At 48.9% G+C, this 21098-nt stretch carries 20 protein-coding genes; 10 read left to right on the top strand and 10 right to left on the bottom strand.

Features of this window, described 5'->3' with window-relative positions:
• The 3 genes from VK958_RS05695 to VK958_RS05705 form a co-directional block, all read left to right on the top strand.
• The coding region (locus VK958_RS05695) for an efflux RND transporter periplasmic adaptor subunit (RefSeq protein WP_325239730.1) at positions 1–521 on the top strand (521 nt) is incomplete at its 5' end.
• Between the two features lie 3 nt (positions 522–524).
• Positions 525–3626 (top strand): efflux RND transporter permease subunit, encoded by a 3102-nt coding sequence (locus tag VK958_RS05700; RefSeq protein WP_325239732.1) that lies wholly within the window; start codon positions 525–527, stop codon positions 3624–3626.
• Between the two features lie 37 nt (positions 3627–3663).
• On the top strand, positions 3664–3996 hold the full coding sequence (locus tag VK958_RS05705) for a P-II family nitrogen regulator (RefSeq protein ID WP_325239733.1): 333 nt from the start codon (positions 3664–3666) through the stop codon (positions 3994–3996).
• Positions 3997–4032: 36 nt separating this feature from the next.
• Here the strand turns inward: VK958_RS05705 and VK958_RS05710 are convergent, their stop codons facing one another.
• Genes VK958_RS05710 through dapA form a run of 3 tightly spaced genes read right to left on the bottom strand, consistent with a single transcriptional unit; the run spans position 4033 to position 6965 of the window.
• Positions 4033–4800 carry an MBL fold metallo-hydrolase gene (locus tag VK958_RS05710; RefSeq protein ID WP_325239734.1) on the bottom strand — a complete coding sequence of 256 codons (768 nt, stop codon included), beginning with the start codon at positions 4798–4800 and terminating at the stop codon, positions 4033–4035.
• A gap of 11 nt (positions 4801–4811) precedes the next feature.
• Positions 4812–6068, bottom strand: coding sequence for an outer membrane protein assembly factor BamC (gene bamC, locus VK958_RS05715; RefSeq protein WP_325239735.1), 1257 nt, complete (start codon positions 6066–6068; stop codon positions 4812–4814).
• Positions 6069–6086: 18 nt separating this feature from the next.
• Positions 6087–6965: a 4-hydroxy-tetrahydrodipicolinate synthase gene (dapA, locus tag VK958_RS05720; protein ID WP_325239736.1), complete on the bottom strand. Its 879-nt coding sequence runs from the start codon at positions 6963–6965 to the stop codon at positions 6087–6089.
• Positions 6966–7232: 267 nt separating this feature from the next.
• On the opposite strand from dapA, the gene rsxB reads away from it, so the two are divergent.
• The 4 genes from rsxB (at position 7233) to VK958_RS05740 (ending at position 10020) form a co-directional block, all read left to right on the top strand.
• Positions 7233–7946, top strand: a complete 714-nt coding sequence (gene rsxB, locus VK958_RS05725) for an electron transport complex subunit RsxB (RefSeq protein WP_325239737.1) — start codon at positions 7233–7235, stop codon at positions 7944–7946.
• Positions 7947–7999: 53 nt separating this feature from the next.
• Positions 8000–8659, top strand: coding sequence for an endonuclease III (gene nth, locus VK958_RS05730; RefSeq protein ID WP_325239738.1), 660 nt, complete (start codon positions 8000–8002; stop codon positions 8657–8659).
• A gap of 1 nt (position 8660) precedes the next feature.
• A complete protein-coding gene (locus VK958_RS05735; protein ID WP_325239739.1) occupies positions 8661–9110 on the top strand; it encodes a DUF1841 family protein in 450 nt (149 codons plus the stop codon).
• Positions 9111–9555: 445 nt separating this feature from the next.
• Positions 9556–10020 (top strand): MarR family winged helix-turn-helix transcriptional regulator, encoded by a 465-nt coding sequence (locus VK958_RS05740; protein WP_325239740.1) that lies wholly within the window; start codon positions 9556–9558, stop codon positions 10018–10020.
• Between the two features lie 83 nt (positions 10021–10103).
• On the opposite strand, the gene VK958_RS05745 is transcribed toward VK958_RS05740, so the two are convergent.
• From VK958_RS05745 to VK958_RS05755, 3 genes are all read right to left on the bottom strand, one after another.
• A complete protein-coding gene (locus VK958_RS05745; protein WP_325239741.1) occupies positions 10104–10292 on the bottom strand; it encodes a DUF1289 domain-containing protein in 189 nt (62 codons plus the stop codon).
• 18 nt (positions 10293–10310) lie between these two features.
• Positions 10311–13049 (bottom strand): preprotein translocase subunit SecA, encoded by a 2739-nt coding sequence (gene secA, locus VK958_RS05750; protein WP_325239742.1) that lies wholly within the window; start codon positions 13047–13049, stop codon positions 10311–10313.
• Between the two features lie 106 nt (positions 13050–13155).
• Complete coding sequence (locus tag VK958_RS05755; RefSeq protein ID WP_325239744.1) at positions 13156–14058, bottom strand: M23 family metallopeptidase; 903 nt, start codon at positions 14056–14058, stop codon at positions 13156–13158.
• 112 nt (positions 14059–14170) lie between these two features.
• Between VK958_RS05755 and VK958_RS05760 the strand changes: the two genes are divergently transcribed.
• On the top strand, positions 14171–14617 hold the full coding sequence (locus tag VK958_RS05760) for a DciA family protein (RefSeq protein ID WP_325239745.1): 447 nt from the start codon (positions 14171–14173) through the stop codon (positions 14615–14617).
• A 246-nt stretch (positions 14618–14863) separates the two neighbouring features.
• Entirely contained in the window at positions 14864–16894 is a 2031-nt protein-coding gene (locus VK958_RS05765; RefSeq protein WP_325239747.1) for a sodium-translocating pyrophosphatase, read from the top strand.
• Positions 16895–16960: 66 nt separating this feature from the next.
• On the opposite strand, the gene ppa is transcribed toward VK958_RS05765, so the two are convergent.
• The 4 genes from ppa to gap form a co-directional block, all read right to left on the bottom strand.
• Entirely contained in the window at positions 16961–17509 is a 549-nt protein-coding gene (gene ppa / locus VK958_RS05770) for an inorganic diphosphatase (RefSeq protein ID WP_325239749.1), read from the bottom strand.
• Between the two features lie 70 nt (positions 17510–17579).
• Positions 17580–17876, bottom strand: coding sequence for a YkvA family protein (locus tag VK958_RS05775; protein WP_325239750.1), 297 nt, complete (start codon positions 17874–17876; stop codon positions 17580–17582).
• A 12-nt stretch (positions 17877–17888) separates the two neighbouring features.
• Positions 17889–18788, bottom strand: coding sequence for a phosphoribosylaminoimidazolesuccinocarboxamide synthase (locus VK958_RS05780; RefSeq protein ID WP_325239765.1), 900 nt, complete (start codon positions 18786–18788; stop codon positions 17889–17891).
• A 103-nt stretch (positions 18789–18891) separates the two neighbouring features.
• Complete coding sequence (gap, locus tag VK958_RS05785; RefSeq protein ID WP_325239751.1) at positions 18892–19950, bottom strand: type I glyceraldehyde-3-phosphate dehydrogenase; 1059 nt, start codon at positions 19948–19950, stop codon at positions 18892–18894.
• A gap of 151 nt (positions 19951–20101) precedes the next feature.
• Between gap and VK958_RS05790 the strand changes: the two genes are divergently transcribed.
• Complete coding sequence (locus VK958_RS05790; protein WP_325239753.1) at positions 20102–21091, top strand: sensor domain-containing diguanylate cyclase; 990 nt, start codon at positions 20102–20104, stop codon at positions 21089–21091.
• The last annotated feature ends 7 nt before the right edge of the window (positions 21092–21098 follow it).

Consider the following 21098-nt stretch of genomic DNA (forward strand, 5'->3'; position numbering starts at 1 on the left):
GGCTGGGTCAAGTAGTCGCCCCTGCTGAAGAGCTGTTTGTGATTGCTGACCTGTCGCATGTCTGGGCAGTGGCAGAAATCCCTGAGCAGCAGATTGCCCATATCAGGGAAGGCCAGTCGCTGAATATAGAAGTGCCTGCACTGGATGATGTTGAACTGACCGGCACACTGGCTTTTGTCGGTGATATTGTCAACCCTGCCACGCGTACGGTGATGGCACGTGCCAATATCAGCAATAGCAAGATGCTGCTCAAACCTGACATGCTGATCACGATACTGCTGGAAGCAAAACCGGAAAAAGTCATTGCGATCCCTTCTACTGCCATCGTGCGTGAAAATAATGCTGACCATGTGTTTGCACAAACACTGAAATCCAAACAATACAAATTGCTACCTGTCACCCTGGGTCGTACTTATGATGACAAAAGAGAAGTCTTACAAGGACTGCAACCTGGTGATCAAATCGTGCTGGATGGCGCTTTTCACGTGAACAACGAGCGTAAGCGCAAGGAAATGGAGTAAAGCATGATTGAATCGATGATTAGGGGCGCTCTCAAACAGCGCCTGATTGTGCTGGTGATCGCCATTGCACTGATTGGGGCCGGTCTGTTTGCGGTCCAGAAATTGTCTGTGGACGCGTTTCCTGATGTCACCAATGTGCAGGTGATGATTGCTACGCAGGCAACCGGCAAGTCACCTGAAGAAGTAGAAAGATTTATTACCGTCCCGCTGGAAATTGCCATGACAGGCCTGCCTGGCCTGGTGGAAATGCGCTCGGTGAATAAAAATGCTTTGTCGCTGATTACATTGGTATTTACCGACAGCACTGATGTGTATTTTGCACGGCAGTTGGTCATGGAACGGCTGATGGAAGTGATGGAACGCATGCCTGTCGGGGTCACGCCTATCCTTGGGCCGGTTTCCACCGGCCTGGGTGAAGTTTACCAATTCACACTGGACAAACCGAGTGATGGTAAAAAAGAGCTGACGCGGGAAGACCTGACTGAGAGACGCGCTATCCAGGACTGGGTTGTGCGTCCATTGTTGCGCGGTATACCGGGCATTGCCGAGATCAACTCACAAGGCGGTTACGTCAAGCAGTACCAGGTGCTGGTCAACCCTGACCGCATGACCCACTTTTCCATTAAGCTCAAAGATGTCTATGAAGCATTGGCACGCAACAATGCCAATAGTGGTGGTGGTATTCTTCCTCGCTATGCAGAGCAATACCTGATTCGTGGCGTTGGCCTGGTGCAAAACCTGGATGACATCCGCAATATGGTGCTCAAGGAAGAGAACGGAACGCCGGTATATATCCGCGATGTGGCAGAAGTGACCATAGGCCATGAAGTACGTGTCGGCGTGGTCCTTAAAAACGGGGATACCGAATCGGTGGGCGGCATTGCGATCATGATGCGCGGCGGTAACGCCAAAGAAGTGGTGAGCCGTATTAAAGCTCGTGTAGAGGAAATTAACAGCAAAGGCATGTTGCCGCATGGCCTGCAAATTGTACCTTATTACGACCGTAGCGAACTGGTTGATGCGGCGCTACACACCGTCACCAAAGTGTTGATTGAAGGCATTATCCTGGTAGTAGTGATCCTGTTCCTGTTCCTGGGCGACGTACGTTCCAGCCTGATTGTGGTCGGTACATTAATCCTCACTCCGCTGATCACTTTTATGGTGATGAATCATTACGGTATTTCTGCCAACCTGATGTCACTGGGTGGCCTGGCGATTGCGGTTGGTTTGATGGTCGATGGCTCAGTGGTGGTGGTTGAGAATGCCTTTCACCATCTTGGTCATCGCAAGGACGAGAGCAAAATCCGTGTCGTTCTGGAAGCTGCCAGTGAAGTGGCCACACCGGTATTATTTGGTGTAGGCATCATCATCCTGGTGTTCTTGCCGCTGATGACCCTGGAAGGCATGGAGGGTAAAATGTTTGCGCCACTGGCGTATACCATTGCTATCGCCCTGTTTGTCTCGCTGGTGTTATCACTGACCATGACGCCTGCGCTCTGCTCCTATTTTCTAAAAGGAGGTAGCGGTGAAGATACCAGGCTGATACAGACGATCAAGAAACCTTACTTGTCCGCCTTGACCTGGGTACTCAATAACGAGAAGAAAACCATTCTCTTCTCAGCCCTGCTGTTTGTCGGCACGATTGCACTGTTTCCGTTTCTGGGCACATCTTTCATCCCGGAAATGAAAGAAGGTTCTATCGTTCCGGGGATTAACCGGGTGCCCAATATTTCGCTGGAAGAATCCATGAAAATGGAAAACAAAGCGATGAAGCTGATCATGGAGCAAGTGCCAGGCGTGAAGTCTGCCATCTCCGGGTTGGGACGTGGTGAAAGTCCGGCGGATGCACAGGCGCAGAACGAATCTACTCCGATTATCAGTCTGAAACCGCGTGAAGAATGGCCAGCAGGCTGGAACCAGGATGACATTGCCGAAAAAATGCGTGCTGTGCTCGAGAAAAATATTCCTGGCGTGCAAATCATCATGGCGCAACCGATTTCTGATCGTGTCGATGAATTGCTGACCGGCGTTCGTGCTGATGTGGCAGTCAAGATATTCGGTGAGGACCTGGATACTTTGAAACAGAAAGCGGACGAAATTGCCAAGATTGCCGGCACTGTCACTGGCGCAACCGAAATCAAGGTGGAAAAAGTATCAGGCCAGCAATACCTTAATATCACGATTGACCGCCAGGCGATTGCCCGTCATGGGATTAATACGGCGGATGTGCATGATATCGTTGAAACAGCGATTGGCGGCAAGATCGCGACCGAAATCTTTGAAGGTCAACGCCGGTTCTCAGCGGCGGTGCGTTATCCGGAGTCTTTCCGTAATAACGAAGAAGCCATCCGCAATATTATGCTGACCTCGCCTAACGGTTCACGTGTGGCACTGGATGATGTGGCGGACATTGAGATCAAAGACGGCCCGGCACAGATCAGCCGCGAACTGGCCAAGCGCCGCATTGTGATTGGTGTCAACGTGAAAGACCGGGACTTGGGTGGCTTTGTGGCAGAACTGCAGCAGGTTCTGGGGCAAAAACTGCAGTTGCCGGATGGCTATTATCTGGAGTATGGTGGCCAGTTCCAGAACATGGAACGCGCCATGGGTCACCTGATGATCATCATTCCGGTCACCATTGCGGCGATTTTCTTCCTGCTATTCCTGCTGTTCCAGTCGATACGCTTTGCCACCATGATCATCCTGGTATTGCCGTTTGCCTCGATTGGCGGCGTGATCGCTTTATTCATCACGGGTGAATATTTGTCCGTACCAGCATCGGTCGGCTTTATTGCCTTGTGGGGGATTGCCGTGCTGAATGCGGTCGTACTGGTATCGTATATCCGCACATTGCGTGATGAAGGCAAGAGCCAGATGGATGCGATTCTGCAAGGTTGTGCCCAGCGCTTCAGGCCAGTGATGATGACTGCCACCGTTGCCATGCTAGGCCTGGTACCTTTCCTGTTTGCGAACGGGCCGGGGTCTGAGGTACAACGTCCGCTTGCGATTGTGGTGATCGGAGGCCTGATTACATCGACCCTGCTTACTCTTATTGTGGTACCTACGCTGTATCGTAAGTTTGAAGAAAGCAAGATCGAGGCATAATGCCGACCAGTGAGTCAGCGCTCAAAAGGATATTTTTATGAAAGAAATTAAAGCAGTTATACAGCCGGCCAGATTAGCAAAAATCCGCTCGGCACTGCGTAACATCAAAGGTTTCCCCGGCATGTCGGTCAACAAAGTCGAAGGTTGCGGGCACCATTTGCAAAAACCCAGTGCCGGTGTAAGGGAGGAACTGACCGATTACAGCCCGAAAATGTATCTGTATATGGTGGTTCCTGATGATCTGGTTGAAGGCGTGTTGCAAATTATTGTAGAGGTTGGACACACCGGTAATATCGGCGACGGGATCGTATGGGTGACGCCGGTAGAGCGCATGATAAGGTTATCTGAACAGATTCATGTGCTAGATTAACTCTCGATTTTCTAAAGCATTACAGATACAACTTTGTTACAGAGCTCGCCAGTCCAACCCATCTTGTTGGCTGGCGATTTGTATCCAGTCAGGCGCACACTGCAACACATCACTTAATGCCTTGCTAGCTAATGCAGGCGTATTATTTTTTTCACTTAAATGCGCTGCCACTATATGTTTCAGCTTGCTGTTATCCAACTGCGCTAACAACTGGGCGCTGGTTTGATTATCCAGATGGCCTAGCCAGCCACCGACACGCTTCTTAAGGGAATAGGCATATGGCCCGGTGCGCAACATATCCAGGTCGTGGTTACATTCCAATAATAACCCATCACATCCCTGAAGCATGGCGACAATGTGCGGAGTCACACTGCCGACATCCGTCAACACGCCAAACTTGCGTGCCCCATCACCAAACACAAACTGGGCTGGCTCACGTGCGTCGTGTGGCACAGGGTAGGGGCTCACCTCGATCCCCTGCAGGGCGAACGTCGTGTGGGCGTCAATGATATGCACAATGACACTTTGCGAAGGAAGATAGCGCTGGCACATCATATAAGTGCCATGTGTCAACCAGACCGGTACTTGATAGCGCGCTGCCAGCTTGAAGGCACCGCGCGCATGGTCATCATGCTCATGCGTAATCAGGATAGCCGATAACTGTTCTGGCTGTAGTCCCAGGCGACCCAAACGTTGCACTGTTTCTTTGACACTAAATCCGCAGTCAAGCAAAAGCCGGGTTTCCCCGGCTTCTACCACAGTCGCATTCCCTGCGCTGCCACTACCTAACGAAGCAAACCGCACACCGGCCTTAATTACTTGAGTTGTTCATACAGCAAAGAGACAATACGGTTTGCCGTAGTAGACGTATTACGCTTGTTGTCAGCGGTCAAGACATAAACATCAGTTGTGTCATCGGCATTTTCCAGAACCTGGATATGGTATTGCTTGCTAGACTTATCGCCTTCTGCTGTCCCTTTCCAGAATTTGGCTTTGTCACCTTGCTTCACTTCAGAAGGGGTCGCAGATTTTTCGTCCTCATCACTGCCCCAGAACTTCAGGCGTTCCAGCAAGCCTTTCTTTTGCTTGATCGGGTCTTCAGCATCGGTATCGGCATAACGAACGTAATAGATACCTTCGTTGCGGTTTTTATCTTCGGTCACAAACCCGATACGGTCTAACGAGAGACCTACACGACGCCATGCGCGATCAAATGGTTCATTCAACTTCAGCGTCACACTCTGGTCAGCCTCTTTAACCACATCAGCGCGTTTGTCTGAAGCTGCCTGAGTCATGACCTGGTCTGCTTTTTCCTCATCCAGACCCAGTTTGACCATCATGCGACGCAGCAATTCTGCATCTAGATCCGCATCAAATTCCTGACCAGCCGTATTCTTGTTTTCTGCAGCATTGATACGATAGCCAGTATCAATCTTACCCAGCTGTGTATTCACATAATTTTTACCATCATCCGGGGCACCCGCTACTGTGCGATGGGTCATGTAAATCTCGGTGGTGCCTTCTTTTTCACCACGCTCCAAACGGGTGCGGAATTTTCTTCTATCAGCAAAGCCAGAGAGTTTATCCAGCCAGGCATCAAACTTATCGCCATAACCACGATTATCCTCTTTAGGCTTAATGGCATCCGGCTGTAACCATTCAGTTTCAATCACGCCAATTTCAGGATTTTCCACACGTACGGCAAAGCCCTGGTCCAGCCAGAAATCACGCACAATCGGCCAGACTTTTTCCGGAGGTGCGTTGACTACCAGCCAGCGCTGGGTTCCGGCTTTAACCATACGCACATTCTTCATGTCAGTCAGTACCGGCGTCGGACCATTCTGTTCCTGGGCTTCCTGATTCTGGCTGTAGGTAGAGTAATTGGTTGCGCCCGGCACATTATAGGTACTGCTGGTTCGCACAGAGGCCAGGTCCGGCGGCACCTCCAGAGATTTGGAGCGGCCAGCACCTTTGTAATCAGAACTGTTATTCAAGAATGGTATCGAATCGCAGCCTGCCAACACGATGATTAAACACATCAGCAGCGTACGCTGTACAAACACATTACTCATGTAATTCATTTCCCTCATTTAAGATGCGATTTCCGCCTGGTTCATGGCGTGACGCAGCACTTCATGATATTGGGTTGAAAGATTCACCAGTGGCAAACGAATGCCGGTAGCAATCAGCCCCATTTGTTGTAATACCCATTTCACAGGAATCGGGTTAGCTTCTACAAATAACTTCTGATGCAAGCCAAACAACTTGGCATTCGCAGCACGTGCACTAGCGAGATTGCCTTTTAAAGCAGAGTCACACATTTCATGCATCAGGCTTGGCGCCACATTGGCTGTGACAGAAATAACACCTTTACCACCCAGCAACATTAACGCCAATGCACTTGCATCATCGCCGCTGTAAACAGCAAACTCTGGCGGCACGCGCAGTAATAAATCCGTACCGCGTTCTATGCCGCCTGTTGCATCTTTGATGCCTACAATATTAGGCACGGCGGCCAGGCGCAATACTGTCTCATTGCTTAGGTCACATCCTGTGCGTCCAGGCACATTATAAAGAATTTGCGGAATATCAACGGCTTCTGCAACGGCTTTAAAATGTTGGTATAACCCTTCCTGTGATGGCTTGTTGTAATAAGGCGCCACCAGCAGGCAAGCATCTGCGCCAAGTGCCTTGGCTTTTGCAGTCAACGCAATGGCTTCTGAAGTAGAGTTCGCGCCGGTGCCGGCAATTACCGGGATACGTTTAGCTACATATTCCACTGTGGTCTTGATCAACGCACAATGCTCCTCGATATCGACTGTTGGCGATTCACCCGTGGTGCCGACAATCACAATGCCGTCTGTGCCAGCATCAATATGAAAATCGATCAGCTTTTTGAGGGCGTCCAGATCCAAACGACCATCTTCAAACATTGGGGTGACGATTGCCACCAAACTGCCCGTTAACATACTTCTGCCATTCAACAATAAAGCCATTATTTTAACTGATTATGCCGTTGAAAGCCAAGGAAGCACATGGGAATACCATCTTCCTTTAATACCACCTGCATAACTGCAAGCAATAAGATTATCAACCCACCTCTTAAATAAAAAAACGGCAACCACGATGCTGGCAAGGCGCCCTTCTAACGCCTTGAATATAATGGTTCAACTTAGATTCAGCTATAATGTGCTGATTGATTATTGACAGCGAAAAAACGCTGACTGCGTTACCTCATGCAACCATTTAGCCAGCACAGCGATTTAAATGACGCTCTGATTGAGCGTATTGACGAGGTACTACCGCAAACACAGTGCCAACAGTGCGGTTATGCTGGATGCAAGCCTTATGCAATGGCCATCTCCCAGGGTTCCGCCGACATTAATCAGTGCCCTCCGGGAGGCGAAGAGGGTATACGGGCGTTAGCAACACTTTTGAAGCGGCCATACTTGCCGCTCAATGTTGCGCATGGCATCACCAAGCCCAAAGCGATTGCTATCATTGATGAGCAACGTTGTATAGGCTGCACATTGTGCATCAAAGCCTGCCCTGTCGATGCCATTCTGGGTGCATCCAAGCACATGCATACGGTGATCAGCCAGGAGTGTACCGGTTGTGAACTATGCCTAGCTCCCTGCCCGGTCGATTGCATTGTCATGGAACCCTTGAAAATTGATTATCTACATGCAGATAGTGAGAAGGCTGCAGCCTCCCTTGCGCGCATACGCTATCAAAACAGACAGGCCCGATTGGACCGCGAAATACAGACGCGTGCGCAGGCATTTACTAAACATAATCAACCACTGGCTTTAGCTATTGATCATGCAGCGAGTGAATCAACGCCCGCTCACGTTCAAAGCGATGCCATCAAGAAAGCTGCCATTGCTGCGGCGATGGCACGCGTTAAAGCGCTCAAAGCAGCCGCTGCGTCACCTGCTCAAGACTCTTGATTTCATCCCCTTGTTACCGAGCACTCCACCCCGTTATTAATGACACAACTTTTATGAATGCTGCAAAAAGACTGGCCATTTTCCAGAGATTGGCGCAAGCCATTCCTGATCCTGCTACCGAACTTGAATACACCACTACGTTTGAATTATTGATAGCGGTGATACTGTCTGCCCAGGCGACGGATAAAGGGGTTAATATCGCAACGCGCAAGCTGTTTAAAGTCGCGAATACACCACAAGCCATTGTTGACTTGGGTATAGAAGGTTTGGAAAGCTACATTAAAACCATAGGCCTTTATCACGCCAAAGCACAAAATGTATTGAAATGCTGCCTGCAACTAATCACGTTGCATGGGGGTCAAGTACCGGACAAGCGTGAAGCACTGGAAGGGTTGGCAGGTGTGGGGCGAAAAACTGCCAATGTCATTTTGAACACAGCATTCGGCCAGCCCACCATTGCGGTGGATACGCATCTATTCCGTGTTGGCAACCGTACCAAACTGGCGACCGGCAAAACAGTACTTGAGGTGGAACAACGGTTCTTAAGCACCACTCCGAAACAATTTTTACAGGATGCGCACCACTTGTTAATTTTGCATGGGCGTTATACTTGCGTAGCGCGCACTCCCAAATGTGGCATGTGTTGCATTGTTGATTTATGCGAATATCGTGATAAGCAGTTAGACCCGGTGTTGCCCCCAACAGGAAATTAATATGGCTTTATTTAACCCCAGCCGCGACGAAGTCAGGCAATTTTTCTTTGATGCATGGGCCAAATTCCAGCAACAAAAGGTGTTGACCGAGCTTGAGAAAATGGCAGTCGGCATTATGCACCTGCACCCTGAATACCAAGCGATTCTGGACGCGCCTGAGCAACACCTGCAACAAGCTTACTATCCGGAAATGGGCGAGACCAACCCGTTTTTGCACATGAGCCTGCATCTGTCCATACAGGAACAGATCAGTATCAATCAGCCGACCGGTATCACACAGGCCTATGGCAAGTTATGTACACGCTATCAGGAAGAACATGAGGCACAACATGCTTTGCTCGAGTGCCTGGCAGAAACCATCTGGCTGGCACAACGCAACCAGACTGGACTCGATGTTGCACATTACCTGCAATTGATTGAACAACGTGCCGGTATTGCCTCATCACCTTAACTCTTTAGCTCAGTAATCGATAATCTGTATACCAACACAGGCTAAAGATTTGTGTATTATTGCAAATCGACGCTCCATTGACATCATGTAAACATGCCATATGACTCTCATGGTATTCATCATGTTTTAATTCCGGCTGGAGTTTCACTAAATACAATTTCTTATCTTTGAAAACAAGCAATACGCCCCTTGTCTCTTTTTTACAACATGCCGCCCTTAGCAACAGTTAGCATCAATTAGCACATGTATGCGGCAGGCCGCGAACTCAGGCAGAGATTGAAATCCTTAGGAATTTTTCTGATTCTTTTTTGTCTTATTTAAAACACATTAATTACCACAATAATAATTACCAGACAATTTTTTTGCATTGCCAAACCCTTCCGAACGAACTCTATCTTGCAGAAAATGTTAGAATGTCAACAAAGATTTGAACAATATATCGATTATGCAGAATTCACTAGCCAAAGAAGCACTTAAGCAGTTCCGTATTATTTTTGGAGCTGTAAGACAACATTTTAGAGAAATTGAATCGACTTGCGGTATTTCAGGATCACAGCTATGGCTGTTACATGAAATTTCTACGCATCCAGAATTAGGGGTTTCAAGACTCGCCGAAAATCTCTCTATCCATCAATCCACTTGTAGCCTGCTAGTTGAAAAATTGGTCAAAAAGCAACTGGTAAAAAAACAGCGCTTGACTGAAGACCAACGTAAGGTGGGCTTATTGGTGACTGCTGCGGGGCATGCCGTACTGGCAAAGGCACCTCAACCAGTAGATGGGATTCTGCCGCAAGTGCTGGCATCGATGGAACTGGATGCGCTGAAAAACCTGAAAACTTCATTGGAACTGGTAGTTTCCAAACTGGATACTAAAGGCACCATGGGTAATCAGCCTCTCGCAGACCTGTAATCTGCTGGAGTGAGTCATAAAAAAGCCGACATTGTCGGCTTTTTTATGTGAATAGGCTGCAAACAACCCGTACTTCAGGCAAATTAATCGCCAAATACAGCAGCTTCGCGTGCAGAGGCTTGCTTGATCACCTCAGACTTTGTGTTGTTATCCATATCCCACCATTGCTGGATTTCCTCCAGCGTGCGATAACATCCTTCACAAAAACCGCTACTATTATCAATACTACAAACGCCTATACATGGCGATGGTATGACACTCTGATCAGACATTTTGACCCTTTCCCATCATTAGCTTAATGCTCCATGGCAATTTTTGAAACGTTTGCCTGAGCCGCACGGGCACGGATCGTTACGGCCAACGCGTACACCTTCAGGCAAGTTTAGAGGCTGTTTTACGGCAGTATCATTACCACTATTGCTAAGAGCATTGTCGTAATCAGTATGCTGATATTGAATATTGCCGACATCGGTAGCACGTAATGCTTCTTCAGCGCGACGTTCTTCTGCTTCAAGCTCTTCGCGTGAGCGCACTTGCACCTGCATGGTAATTCTGGTGACTTCAGTTTTAACAGTATTCAGCAAAGACTCAAACAATTCGAATGCTTCGCGCTTGTATTCCTGTTTTGGATTTTTTTGTGCATAAGAACGCAAGTGTATGCCTTGACGCAAATGATCGAGCGCAGCCAAATGCTCACGCCAGTGATTGTCCAGGCTTTGCAACATGACCGCTCGCTCAAAATTGCGCATGTTATCGTTACCGGCCAAAACTTCTTTGGAGGCATAGCTTTCATTTGCAGCTTCGACAATGCGTTCACGCAAACTTTCTGCATGTAAATCAGGATTGCCTTCCAGCCAGTCACCAACGGGTAACGGCAAGCTGGCATCTTGACGCAAAGCGACTTCGAGTGCCGGTATATCCCACTGTTCTTCTACACTGCCAGGAGGAATATGCGTATTGAACAGGCTATTGACGACATCTTCACGCATCGCACGGATTGTTTGACCCACATCGACCGACTCCAGCAATTCATTACGTTGTTCGTAAATGACTTTGCGTTGGTCATTAGACACGTCATCGTATTCCAGCAATTGCTTCCGGATATCGAAGTTGCGACCTTCCACTTTACGCTGCGCATTTTCAATCGCGCGCGTGACCATGGCATGCTCGATGGCCTCGCCTTCAGGCATATTCAGGCGCGTCATAATCGCCGCGACACGCTCGCCAGAAAAGATACGCAGCAACTGATCTTCAAGAGACAGGTAGAAGCGACTGGAGCCAGGATCGCCCTGGCGGCCTGAACGGCCACGCAATTGATTATCAACGCGACGTGATTCATGACGCTCGGTGCCAATAATATGCAAGCCACCTGCGGCAAGCACCGCATCGTGGCGTTGCTGCCACTCAGCCTTTAGCTGCGCAATCTTGGTCTCTTTATCCGCATCACTTAAATTGGCATCGCTGTGGATTGCGTGAATTTCACCTTCAGAATTACCACCCAAAACAATATCGGTACCGCGACCCGCCATGTTGGTTGCAATGGTAATCATGCCGGGACGACCTGCTTCGGCGACAATGGTGGCTTCGCGCTCATGCTGCTTGGCATTAAGTACTTGATGTTCGAGTTTAGCCTGCGTGAGCAATTGCGAAATCAGTTCGGAGTTTTCAATCGAGGTAGTACCGACCAGGACTGGCTGGCCTTTTGCCTGACACTGCTTGATATCCTCAATCACAGCCTTGTACTTCTCCATCCCTGTCCGATACACCTTGTCCATCGCATCCGAACGTTGCACCGGCCTGTGGGTTGGAATCACGACGGTTTCCAACGCATAAATCTGGTTAAACTCGTAAGCTTCTGTATCCGCGGTACCGGTCATACCACTCAGCTTCTGGTACATGCGGAAGTAATTCTGGAAGGTAATAGACGCCAGCGTCTGGTTCTCTTTCTGAATCGCCACGCCTTCTTTTGCTTCCACTGCCTGATGCAAGCCATCCGACCAGCGACGGCCAGGCATCATACGGCCGGAGAACTCATCGACAATCACGATTTCATCATTGCGTACCACATAATGCTGGTCACGATGGTAAAGGTTCTGCGCGCGCAATGAAGCATACAAATGATGCACCAGGGTAATGTTGGCTGGCTCATACAGACTCGATCCCGCTGGCAACATCCCGGCTTGCTCGAGCAATTGCTCTGCATGTTCATGCCCGGCTTCGCTCATAGTGACGCTTTGGGCTTTTTCATCTACCCAGAAATCACCTTCACCCTCTTCTTCTTTTTGACGCGCCAGTTGCTTGGCAACTTCATTGATCGCACCGTATAAGTCAACGCTGTGTTCAGCCTGACCAGAAATAATCAATGGCGTACGTGCTTCATCGATCAAAATGGAATCTACTTCATCCACCAGCGCATAATGCAACGGGCGCTGCACGCGTTCTTCCTTGCTGAAGACCATGTTGTCGCGCAAATAGTCAAAACCGAACTCGTTATTGGTACCGTAAGTGATATCCGATGCATAAGCCTGTTGTTTGGCATCATGCGGCATCTGCGAAAGATTAATACCGACAGTTAACCCCAGGAAGTTATACAGCTTACCCATCCACTCGGCATCGCGCTTGGCCAGGTAATCATTGACGGTAACAACATGCACGCCTTTACCAGTTAAAGCATTCAGGTAAGTTGGCAAGGTCGCGACCAAAGTTTTACCTTCGCCGGTACGCATTTCGGCAATTTTGCCAGCGTGTAACACCATGCCGCCAATGAGTTGCACATCGAAATGACGCATACCCAACGCGCGTTTGCTGCCTTCACGGACAACGGCAAAAGCTTCTGGCAACAGCTTATCCAATGTTTCACCTTGCGTATAACGCTGCTTAAACTCCTCAGTTTTTGCCCGCAACTGCTCATCGCTTAATGCCTGGATTTCAGGTTCCAAAGCATTGACTAGTTTGACGGTTTGCTGATATTGCTTGACCAGGCGGTCGTTACGGCTACCAAAGAATTTTTTAAACAACGAGGCTAACATGAGTCACACCGATATCCGCCTGAGCGGGGTTAAAAGAATAAACTAGGATTGTATAAGATATAGAGGCGAATTGTCTTGATTATTGCACGCCAGCAACTGAATTCAGTCAGGAATGGTTCCTGAGATATTCGCGGGGGTCGAGCGGGTTGCCATTCAGGCGAATTTCATAATGCAGGTGCGGCCCTGTCGAACGGCCAGTACTTCCGATCAATGCCACTTTTTGCCCTTTGATCACACGCTCACCGGCTTTTACCAGCAATCTGGAATTGTGCGCATAGCGCGTCTCCAGGCCAGAGCCATGATCAATTTTCAAAAGATTCCCATAATCAGAGGTTTGTACCGCAGTGCTGACAATACCGTCAGCTGCCGCATAAACCGGGGTACCAGAAGCCGCCGGAAAATCCAATCCTTCATGAAAAGCACGATGTCCACTCATGGGATCAATGCGCCAGCCATAACTTGATGAACTGAATGCGACATCAACCGGGCTGCTATTGGGCAACATTTCGCTGAGCACACTTTTCAGTAGCAATTTAGCTTCAATTTTGCCTTGATATTCATCACGGAAATCAAGATCCGCCGACATTTGTTCTATGGTGGCTTTCAGATCATCTTCCGTTAATGGCGCATCTTTAATCAATGGGCCACCCTGGCCGAGCGTTTCATTGACTGAGGTACGTTCATTGATAGGTTCGGCGCTGGACTTGATACCTGCCAGTTTGGACAGGCGCTGGTTTTGCGCATCAAGGCGCAAGATGCGCGCCTGTAATTCGCCGATTTGCTTGGCGTAGGCATCCAGATGACTTTGAGTGGAAAGCATGGCCCCTCGTAAATGCGGGGGCAGAATGGCCTTCACGCCTTGGCTTTTAATGACCTGTTGAGGGGTAATGAAAAACAAGGTCAGCACCACCGGCACCAGTATCAGCGCCAGGATAAGGCCTACGCTTTCAAAGATGCCCAGCGTTTTAGGCTTGGCCATCTTTTCTGAAACAATAATGATATTAATCATGCCAGGAACTCTCGCTTTTAGCCGACCGTTCAAGGGAATAGCCCGTGAAAATAATCGGTGTAGTACAATATTCAAGCATTCAGCGGACAACCACGCATTTAAATCCAAACGCATGTTAAAAATCAATCGGATTTTCAATAACCATCACGAATTAAAGCCTCTTTTAGAGGAGGCTAATGATCGTCAACGATTACAGCTGTTATGGTCTACGGTTGCCCCGGAATTATCTAAACTTTCTCAGGTGCTGGCGTTAGAAGATGGCACACTCACGATTGGCGCTTACTCGGGTGCCGTTGCCAGCAAAATCCGGTTATTGGAAACCGGATTACTACGAAAAATTTGGGATTTTTGTCAAAATTCCCAGAAAAACAAAGGGTTAAACCTTAGCGCAATTAAAGTTAAAGTGCAAGTAAAATCTCGGATAAAGCCTAAGCAAAAACGTATTCAATCCCCTTCGAATCAGGCTTTGAACACGTTGGAAGCATGTGCAGACAAGATTGAGAATCCGGCACTTCAAGCGGCTTTACGTCACTTTATTGATCGCCAGCGCGACTCTTAACATTCTTAGTTCTTAATACATCAACAGCCAGTTTCAACTGAGCCTGCAGGTGCTTCTTAATGTAAAAGCGCCCTACTTTGCACCTTACTTGTGCGCATTCTTCAAATAGTGCCATAATGCACCACCCTGTTACACTTCATTTACAACTAAAGATACCAAAGGAAAACGATCCACACTTGCAACTTTAAGTAACAGGTTTAAGTAGTCATTACGTTCAACGCAGTTTCATCAGGAACAGGAGAACACATGTCAGTCGCATTAATGTTGGCCATAGGCGCAGCAGTTTTGGCGGTACTTTATGGCGTAGTAATGAGTAAGTGGATTTCGGGGTTACCAGCAGGCAACGCCCGCATGCAAGAAATTGCAGGGGCGATTCAACAAGGCGCGGCCGCCTATCTGGCCAGACAATACAAAACCATTGCCTTAGTCGGTGTCATCCTCGCTATTCTTATCGGGCTTTTTCTTGGCTTATACACCGCGATAGGCTTCGTGGTAGGCGCAGTGCTCTCCGGCGCCTGCGGGTTCATTGGCATGAATGTTTCGGTGAAGGCGAACGTTCGTACAGCGCAAGCGGCCACCAACGGCATCGGGCCTGCCCTGGATGTTGCTTTTAAAGGTGGTGCGATCACCGGCATGCTGGTGGTAGGGCTTGGGTTGTTAGGGGTCGCTGGGTTTTATATTTTTCTTGGGGCTGAACAGGCAACCGATTTAAATCCTTTGATCGGGCTGGCATTTGGCTCTTCACTGATCTCGATTTTCGCACGCCTGGGCGGCGGCATTTTTACCAAAGGGGCTGACGTTGGTGCTGACTTGGTGGGCAAGGTAGAGGCAGGTATTCCGGAAGATGACCCGCGCAACCCGGCGGTGATTGCAGACAATGTAGGCGATAACGTCGGCGACTGTGCAGGTATGGCCGCCGATTTGTTCGAGACCTATGCTGTTACCTTGATCGCCACTATGGTATTAGGTAGCCTGATGGCAGCTGAAGCAGGTACCAATGGCGTGATATACCCACTTCTGCTGGGCGCGGTGTCTATCGTTGCCTCGATCATTGGCTGTTTCTTCGTAAAAGCATCGCCAGGCATGAAAAACGTAATGCCTGCGCTTTACAAAGGCTTGGCTGTAGCCGGGGTGCTGTCGCTGATTGCTTTTTACTTCGTCACGCAATATGCGTTTCCGCAAGGCTATACCCATGGAGAAGTGACCGTATCTAGCCATGCGTTGTTTGGTGCCTGTGCTGTCGGATTAGTGCTCACCGCCGCATTGGTGTGGATCACAGAATACTATACCGGCACTGACTATGCGCCGGTCAAGCATGTGGCTCAAGCGTCTACCACTGGCCATGCAACTAATATCATTGCGGGCATCGGCGTCTCCATGAAATCCACCGCCTTACCGGTACTTTCGGTCTGCGCAGCGATTTATGTCTCATTCCACCTGGCAGGCCTTTATGGGATTGCCATTGCGGCAATGGCTATGCTGAGCATGGCCGGCATTGTGGTCGCGCTGGATGCCTACGGACCGATTACGGATAACGCAGGTGGTATCGCCGAAATGGCAGAATTACCGAGTAGCGTGCGCGATGTGACTGACCCATTGGATGCTGTGGGCAACACCACAAAAGCGGTCACTAAAGGTTATGCGATTGGCTCTGCGGGACTGGCTTCCTTGGTACTGTTTGCTGATTACACACATAAACTTGAAGCCGCAGGGATTACAGCCAGTTTTGATTTAAGTGACCCTAAAGTCATCATCGGCTTGTTTCTTGGTGGTCTTATCCCCTTCCTGTTTGCGGCGATGGCGATGGAAGCCGTAGGTCGCGCTGCTGGCAGCGTGGTGGAGGAAGTGCGCCGTCAGTTCCGCGAAATCAAAGGCCTGATGGAAGGCACCGCCAAACCTGAATACGGTAAGGCGGTCGACCTGCTGACCACCGCGGCAATCAAGGAAATGATGATTCCTTCGCTATTACCTGTTGCCGCGCCAATCTTGGTCGGCTTATTGCTGGGTCCGGTGGCTTTAGGTGGCTTGCTGATGGGAACGATAGTCACCGGGTTGTTTGTAGCGATTTCAATGTGTACCGGTGGTGGTGCCTGGGATAATGCGAAGAAATACATTGAAGATGGCCATCATGGCGGTAAAGGCTCAGATGCGCATAAAGCAGCAGTGACAGGGGACACGGTAGGCGATCCTTACAAAGATACTGCCGGGCCCGCCGTCAACCCGCTGATTAAGATCATTAACATCGTGGCATTACTGATTGTGCCGCTTCTTCACTAAAGTTTTCATCACAAATAAAAAAGTCGGCAAAAGCCGACTTTTTTTACTGCTACGCTTACATTTAAATCAAAATGCGGGTTTCACTTCCAATGCATTGTAGCGCTCTACACCGCCAATAATCTCTGCATGCGCCTCATCAATACCAGCCCAGCCTTCAATTTTCACCCATTTGCCTTTATCAAGATCTTTGTAATGCTCAAAGAAATGCGCAATCATGTCGAGGCGCCAAGGCGAAACATCACTTAATGTTCTCTGGTAAGCATACAAGCCACATACTTTTTCAATAGGCACTGCCAGCACTTTGGCATCACCACCTGCTTCATCAGTCATTTTCAGCATGCCCAAAGGACGGCAACGTACCACCACACCTGGCAGCAATGGAACCGGGGTGATCACCAATACATCAACCGGATCTCCGTCATCACCCAGAGTGTGGGGAATGTAACCATAGTTACATGGATATTGCATGGAGGTACCCATGAAGCGGTCAACGAACAGCGCGCCGCTCTCTTTATCTACCTCGTATTTAACCGGGTCGCCATTGGCTGGAATTTCAATAATGACGTTAAAATCGTTCGGCAAGTCTTTGCCGCTTGCTACCAAATTCAAAGACATCTTTTCAAACCTATTTCACGAAAAGCCGCCATTATAGGCGATTAACATAAACCTTTGTTTGCAAACCGCATTATTTTTGATTTTCAGCGATGCTCACCTGATCTCGGCAAAACTGTCGCACATCAACCGGCGTTAATTTCAATGCAAAGTAAAGCAGCGTCGGGATGATCACCAGCTCATCCAGCTGTCCGATAATCGGAATAAAATCCGGAATCAGGTCAAACGGCAAAACAAGATAGCCCATAGCCAGCCATAACAAGGCTTTTGCCAATCTGGGGGTTTGTGAATGTGCATGTAGCGCGCGGTAGAACGCTAATTCCTGTTTGAACCTGCCGGCCAAAGTGGCCAGCTGTGCGCGAAAACCCATACGTTGAATACCCTAACCAACCTGCAAACTACGGCCGGTCAATTTGGCAAACGCTTCCATATATTTATCAGATGTCCGTGCTGCCACCTCGGCCGGCAATTCCGGGCCAGGGGCCGTTTTGTTCCAGTCGCACGTTTCCAGCCAGTCACGCACATATTGCTTGTCATAACTTGGTGGGTTTGCACCTATCTGATATTGATCGGCTGGCCAAAAGCGCGAAGAGTCAGGCGTCAGCACTTCATCCATCACATGCAAGACACCATTGGCATCCACGCCAAATTCAAACTTGGTATCGGCAATAATAATACCTTTGGTAAGCGCATATTCAGCAGCTTGGGTATAAAGCGCAATCGCCGCTTTTTCGACCTGGGCCGTCATGTCCTTGCCAATCAAGGCTTCAACTTGCGCAATACTGATATTTTCATCATGCTCGCCAACTGCAGCTTTGCTGGAAGGTGTAAATAAAGGGGCAGGTAATTGTTGTGCCAGTTGCAGCCCGCTAGGTAATGGAATATCGCAAACAGTACCTTTGGCCTGATATTCTTTCCAGCCACTGCCGACCAGATAACCACGCACAATCGCTTCCAGTGGCAATGCTTTCAGCTTCTTGACAACGACTGCGCGGCCTTTGACTTGCTCAACTTCATCAGCAGCAACGACTGATTCCGGTGCAATTCCGGTCAGGTGGTTAGGTACGACATTTGCCAGCTGCTCGAACCAGAAATTAGCCATTTGCGTCAGCATGGCACCTTTGTGCGGAATGCCGGTTGGCAGAATCACATCAAACGCACTTAATCGATCAGTACTGACCAGCAACATGGTTTCAGCATCTATATCATAAATATCGCGCACCTTGCCTTGATGCAATTTCTTCAGGCTTTTAATCGAGGTTTCCAGCAAAGGCGCACGCATCATAATATATCGCAAAAGTAAAACCGGTATTATAAATGCACAGTCCTGTGACTGGCGAACAATTTACCCGCGAATGATGGCTGAAGTAATCTGGTCAAGGCCTTTAAGCGGCTTCAGCCTCTACGGTTTGTTCTGAAGATTCAGTCATGGATAATCTGGCTTGGGCCACATAACTCGCTAAACGTAACAGGTTGCAAGTGTAGCCATATTCATTGTCGTACCAGCCGATCACTTTCACAAAGGTGGAATCCAGCATGATGCCAGCGCTGGCATCAAACACACTGGCTGCCGGATCACCACGGAAATCACTCGAAACCACTTGTTCTTCGGTATAACCAAGCACCCCTTTTAAGTCACGCTCTGAGGCAAATTTCATCGCCGCACATATGTCTGCATATGAAGTTTCCTGTTGCAATTCTACCGTCAGGTCTACCACCGACACATCTGCCGAAGGGATACGCATGGCCATACCGGTTAGTTTCTTATTCAACTCAGGAATCACTTTACCGACTGCTTTCGCTGCACCGGTGCTTGAAGGAATAATGTTTTCAAAAACGCCGCGCCCGCCGCGCCAGTCTTTCTTAGAAGTACCATCCACCGTTTTCTGCGTAGCCGTAGCCGCATGAATCGTCGTCATCAGACCACGCTTAACTCCAAACTGGTCTTGTAACACTTTAACGATAGGTGCCAGGCCATTAGTCGTACAAGAAGCAGCAGATACAATCTGCTGGCCTTGGTAATCGTGGTGATTCACGCCGTAAACAAACATCGGCGTATCATCTTTGCCCGGTGCCGACTGCACGACAAGGCGAGCGCCAGCCACAAGGTGTGCTGCACATGATTCCTGCGTCAGAAAGACACCAGTGCACTCGATAACCACCTCAACTTCGGCAGCTGCCCAGTCGATATGAGCGGGTTCCTGATGGGCAGTCAAACGTATCTTCTTGCCATCCACCACCAGAAAATCGCCCTCTAAGTGTGCATCATATGCCAGTCTGCCATGCACAGAGTCGTATTTAAGCATGTACAGCATATGTTCAGGCTCTTCGATGCCATTGATGGCAACGATTTCCAGTTCATTGAACTCTGCCTGATTTAATGCGGCTCGCAGCACCATGCGCCCTATCCTGCCAAATCCATTAATACCTACCCGTGTAGTCATTATTGATTTCTTTCACTGTTGGTTAGTTATCATACAAGCAATTTTAATGCTAATTTACATCACGAAAGTTAGACAGGCGGTTCCCGCTTGAATAGAATAAGACTGACACGCTATTCCCGTTGTAAGTTTCAGCAACCTTGTTGGATATTTTGTGGATATTGCAGAACAATTACTGAATGGTATTTTGGACACATTACCGCTGCAAGTCGCAGTGATTGATGAGGCTAGCAGCATTATTTACGTCAATCAGGCCTGGCGTTCATTTGGTTTGTTTTATGGTGTGGAGATGGATACCGACTGGTTTGGTATTGCCTACCTGGATATCTGCCGCGCGAATGAAGATAGCAATCTACCCCCATTAATTTCCGGCATTGAAAAAGTATTAAGTGGCAAAGTAGGTCACTTCAGTATGGACTATCTGTGTCATACCCCGACCAAGCAACCTACCTGGCTCACCATGAGCTTGCAACCGATGCAAACATCGCTGCCTGATAACAAACTGTTTTTGCTATCACTAACCAACATCACGCACCACAAACAGGTTGAAGACCGCATTTCTGCCCTCACCCACACTGATCCGCTGACAGGCCTGGCCAATCGCCGCAGATTAGAGCAATTTATGCGGGACGAGTGGTCACGCGCCATCCGTCATCAATCGAGTTTAAGTGTGATGATGATAGATGCGGACCATTTTAAACAGTTGAACGACAGCATGGGCCATGCCGCCGGGGATGAATGTTTGCGTAAGCTGGCAGTGATACTAAAACGCTACAGCAATCGCCCCGGTGATATGGCGGCGCGCTATGGTGGTGAGGAGTTCGTGCTGATTCTAGGCCAGACCACCCAACAGGAAGCGATTAAAATTGCTGAACGCATCCGCCAGAAAGTGATGGAACTGGATATCCGCTTTGCCGGGCATCGCCTGATGACGATCAGCATCGGTATCGCTTCATTGGGGGTGCATCAATCCACCACTCACAAAGAGCAGCATGCGCGTAATCAAGCACTTAACTTCAGTGAGGATGGCGATTTATTGCTAGAACAAGCTGATAAAGCGTTGTATGTGGCAAAAAAACAAGGCAGGAACCGCGTTGAGGTTTACGACAAACATCATCGATTGACTGTCCCGCTCACGTTTTAACAACGTT

Source organism: Methylophilus sp. (assembly GCF_035460085.1).
In the GTDB taxonomy this organism is placed as follows: domain Bacteria; phylum Pseudomonadota; class Gammaproteobacteria; order Burkholderiales; family Methylophilaceae; genus Methylophilus.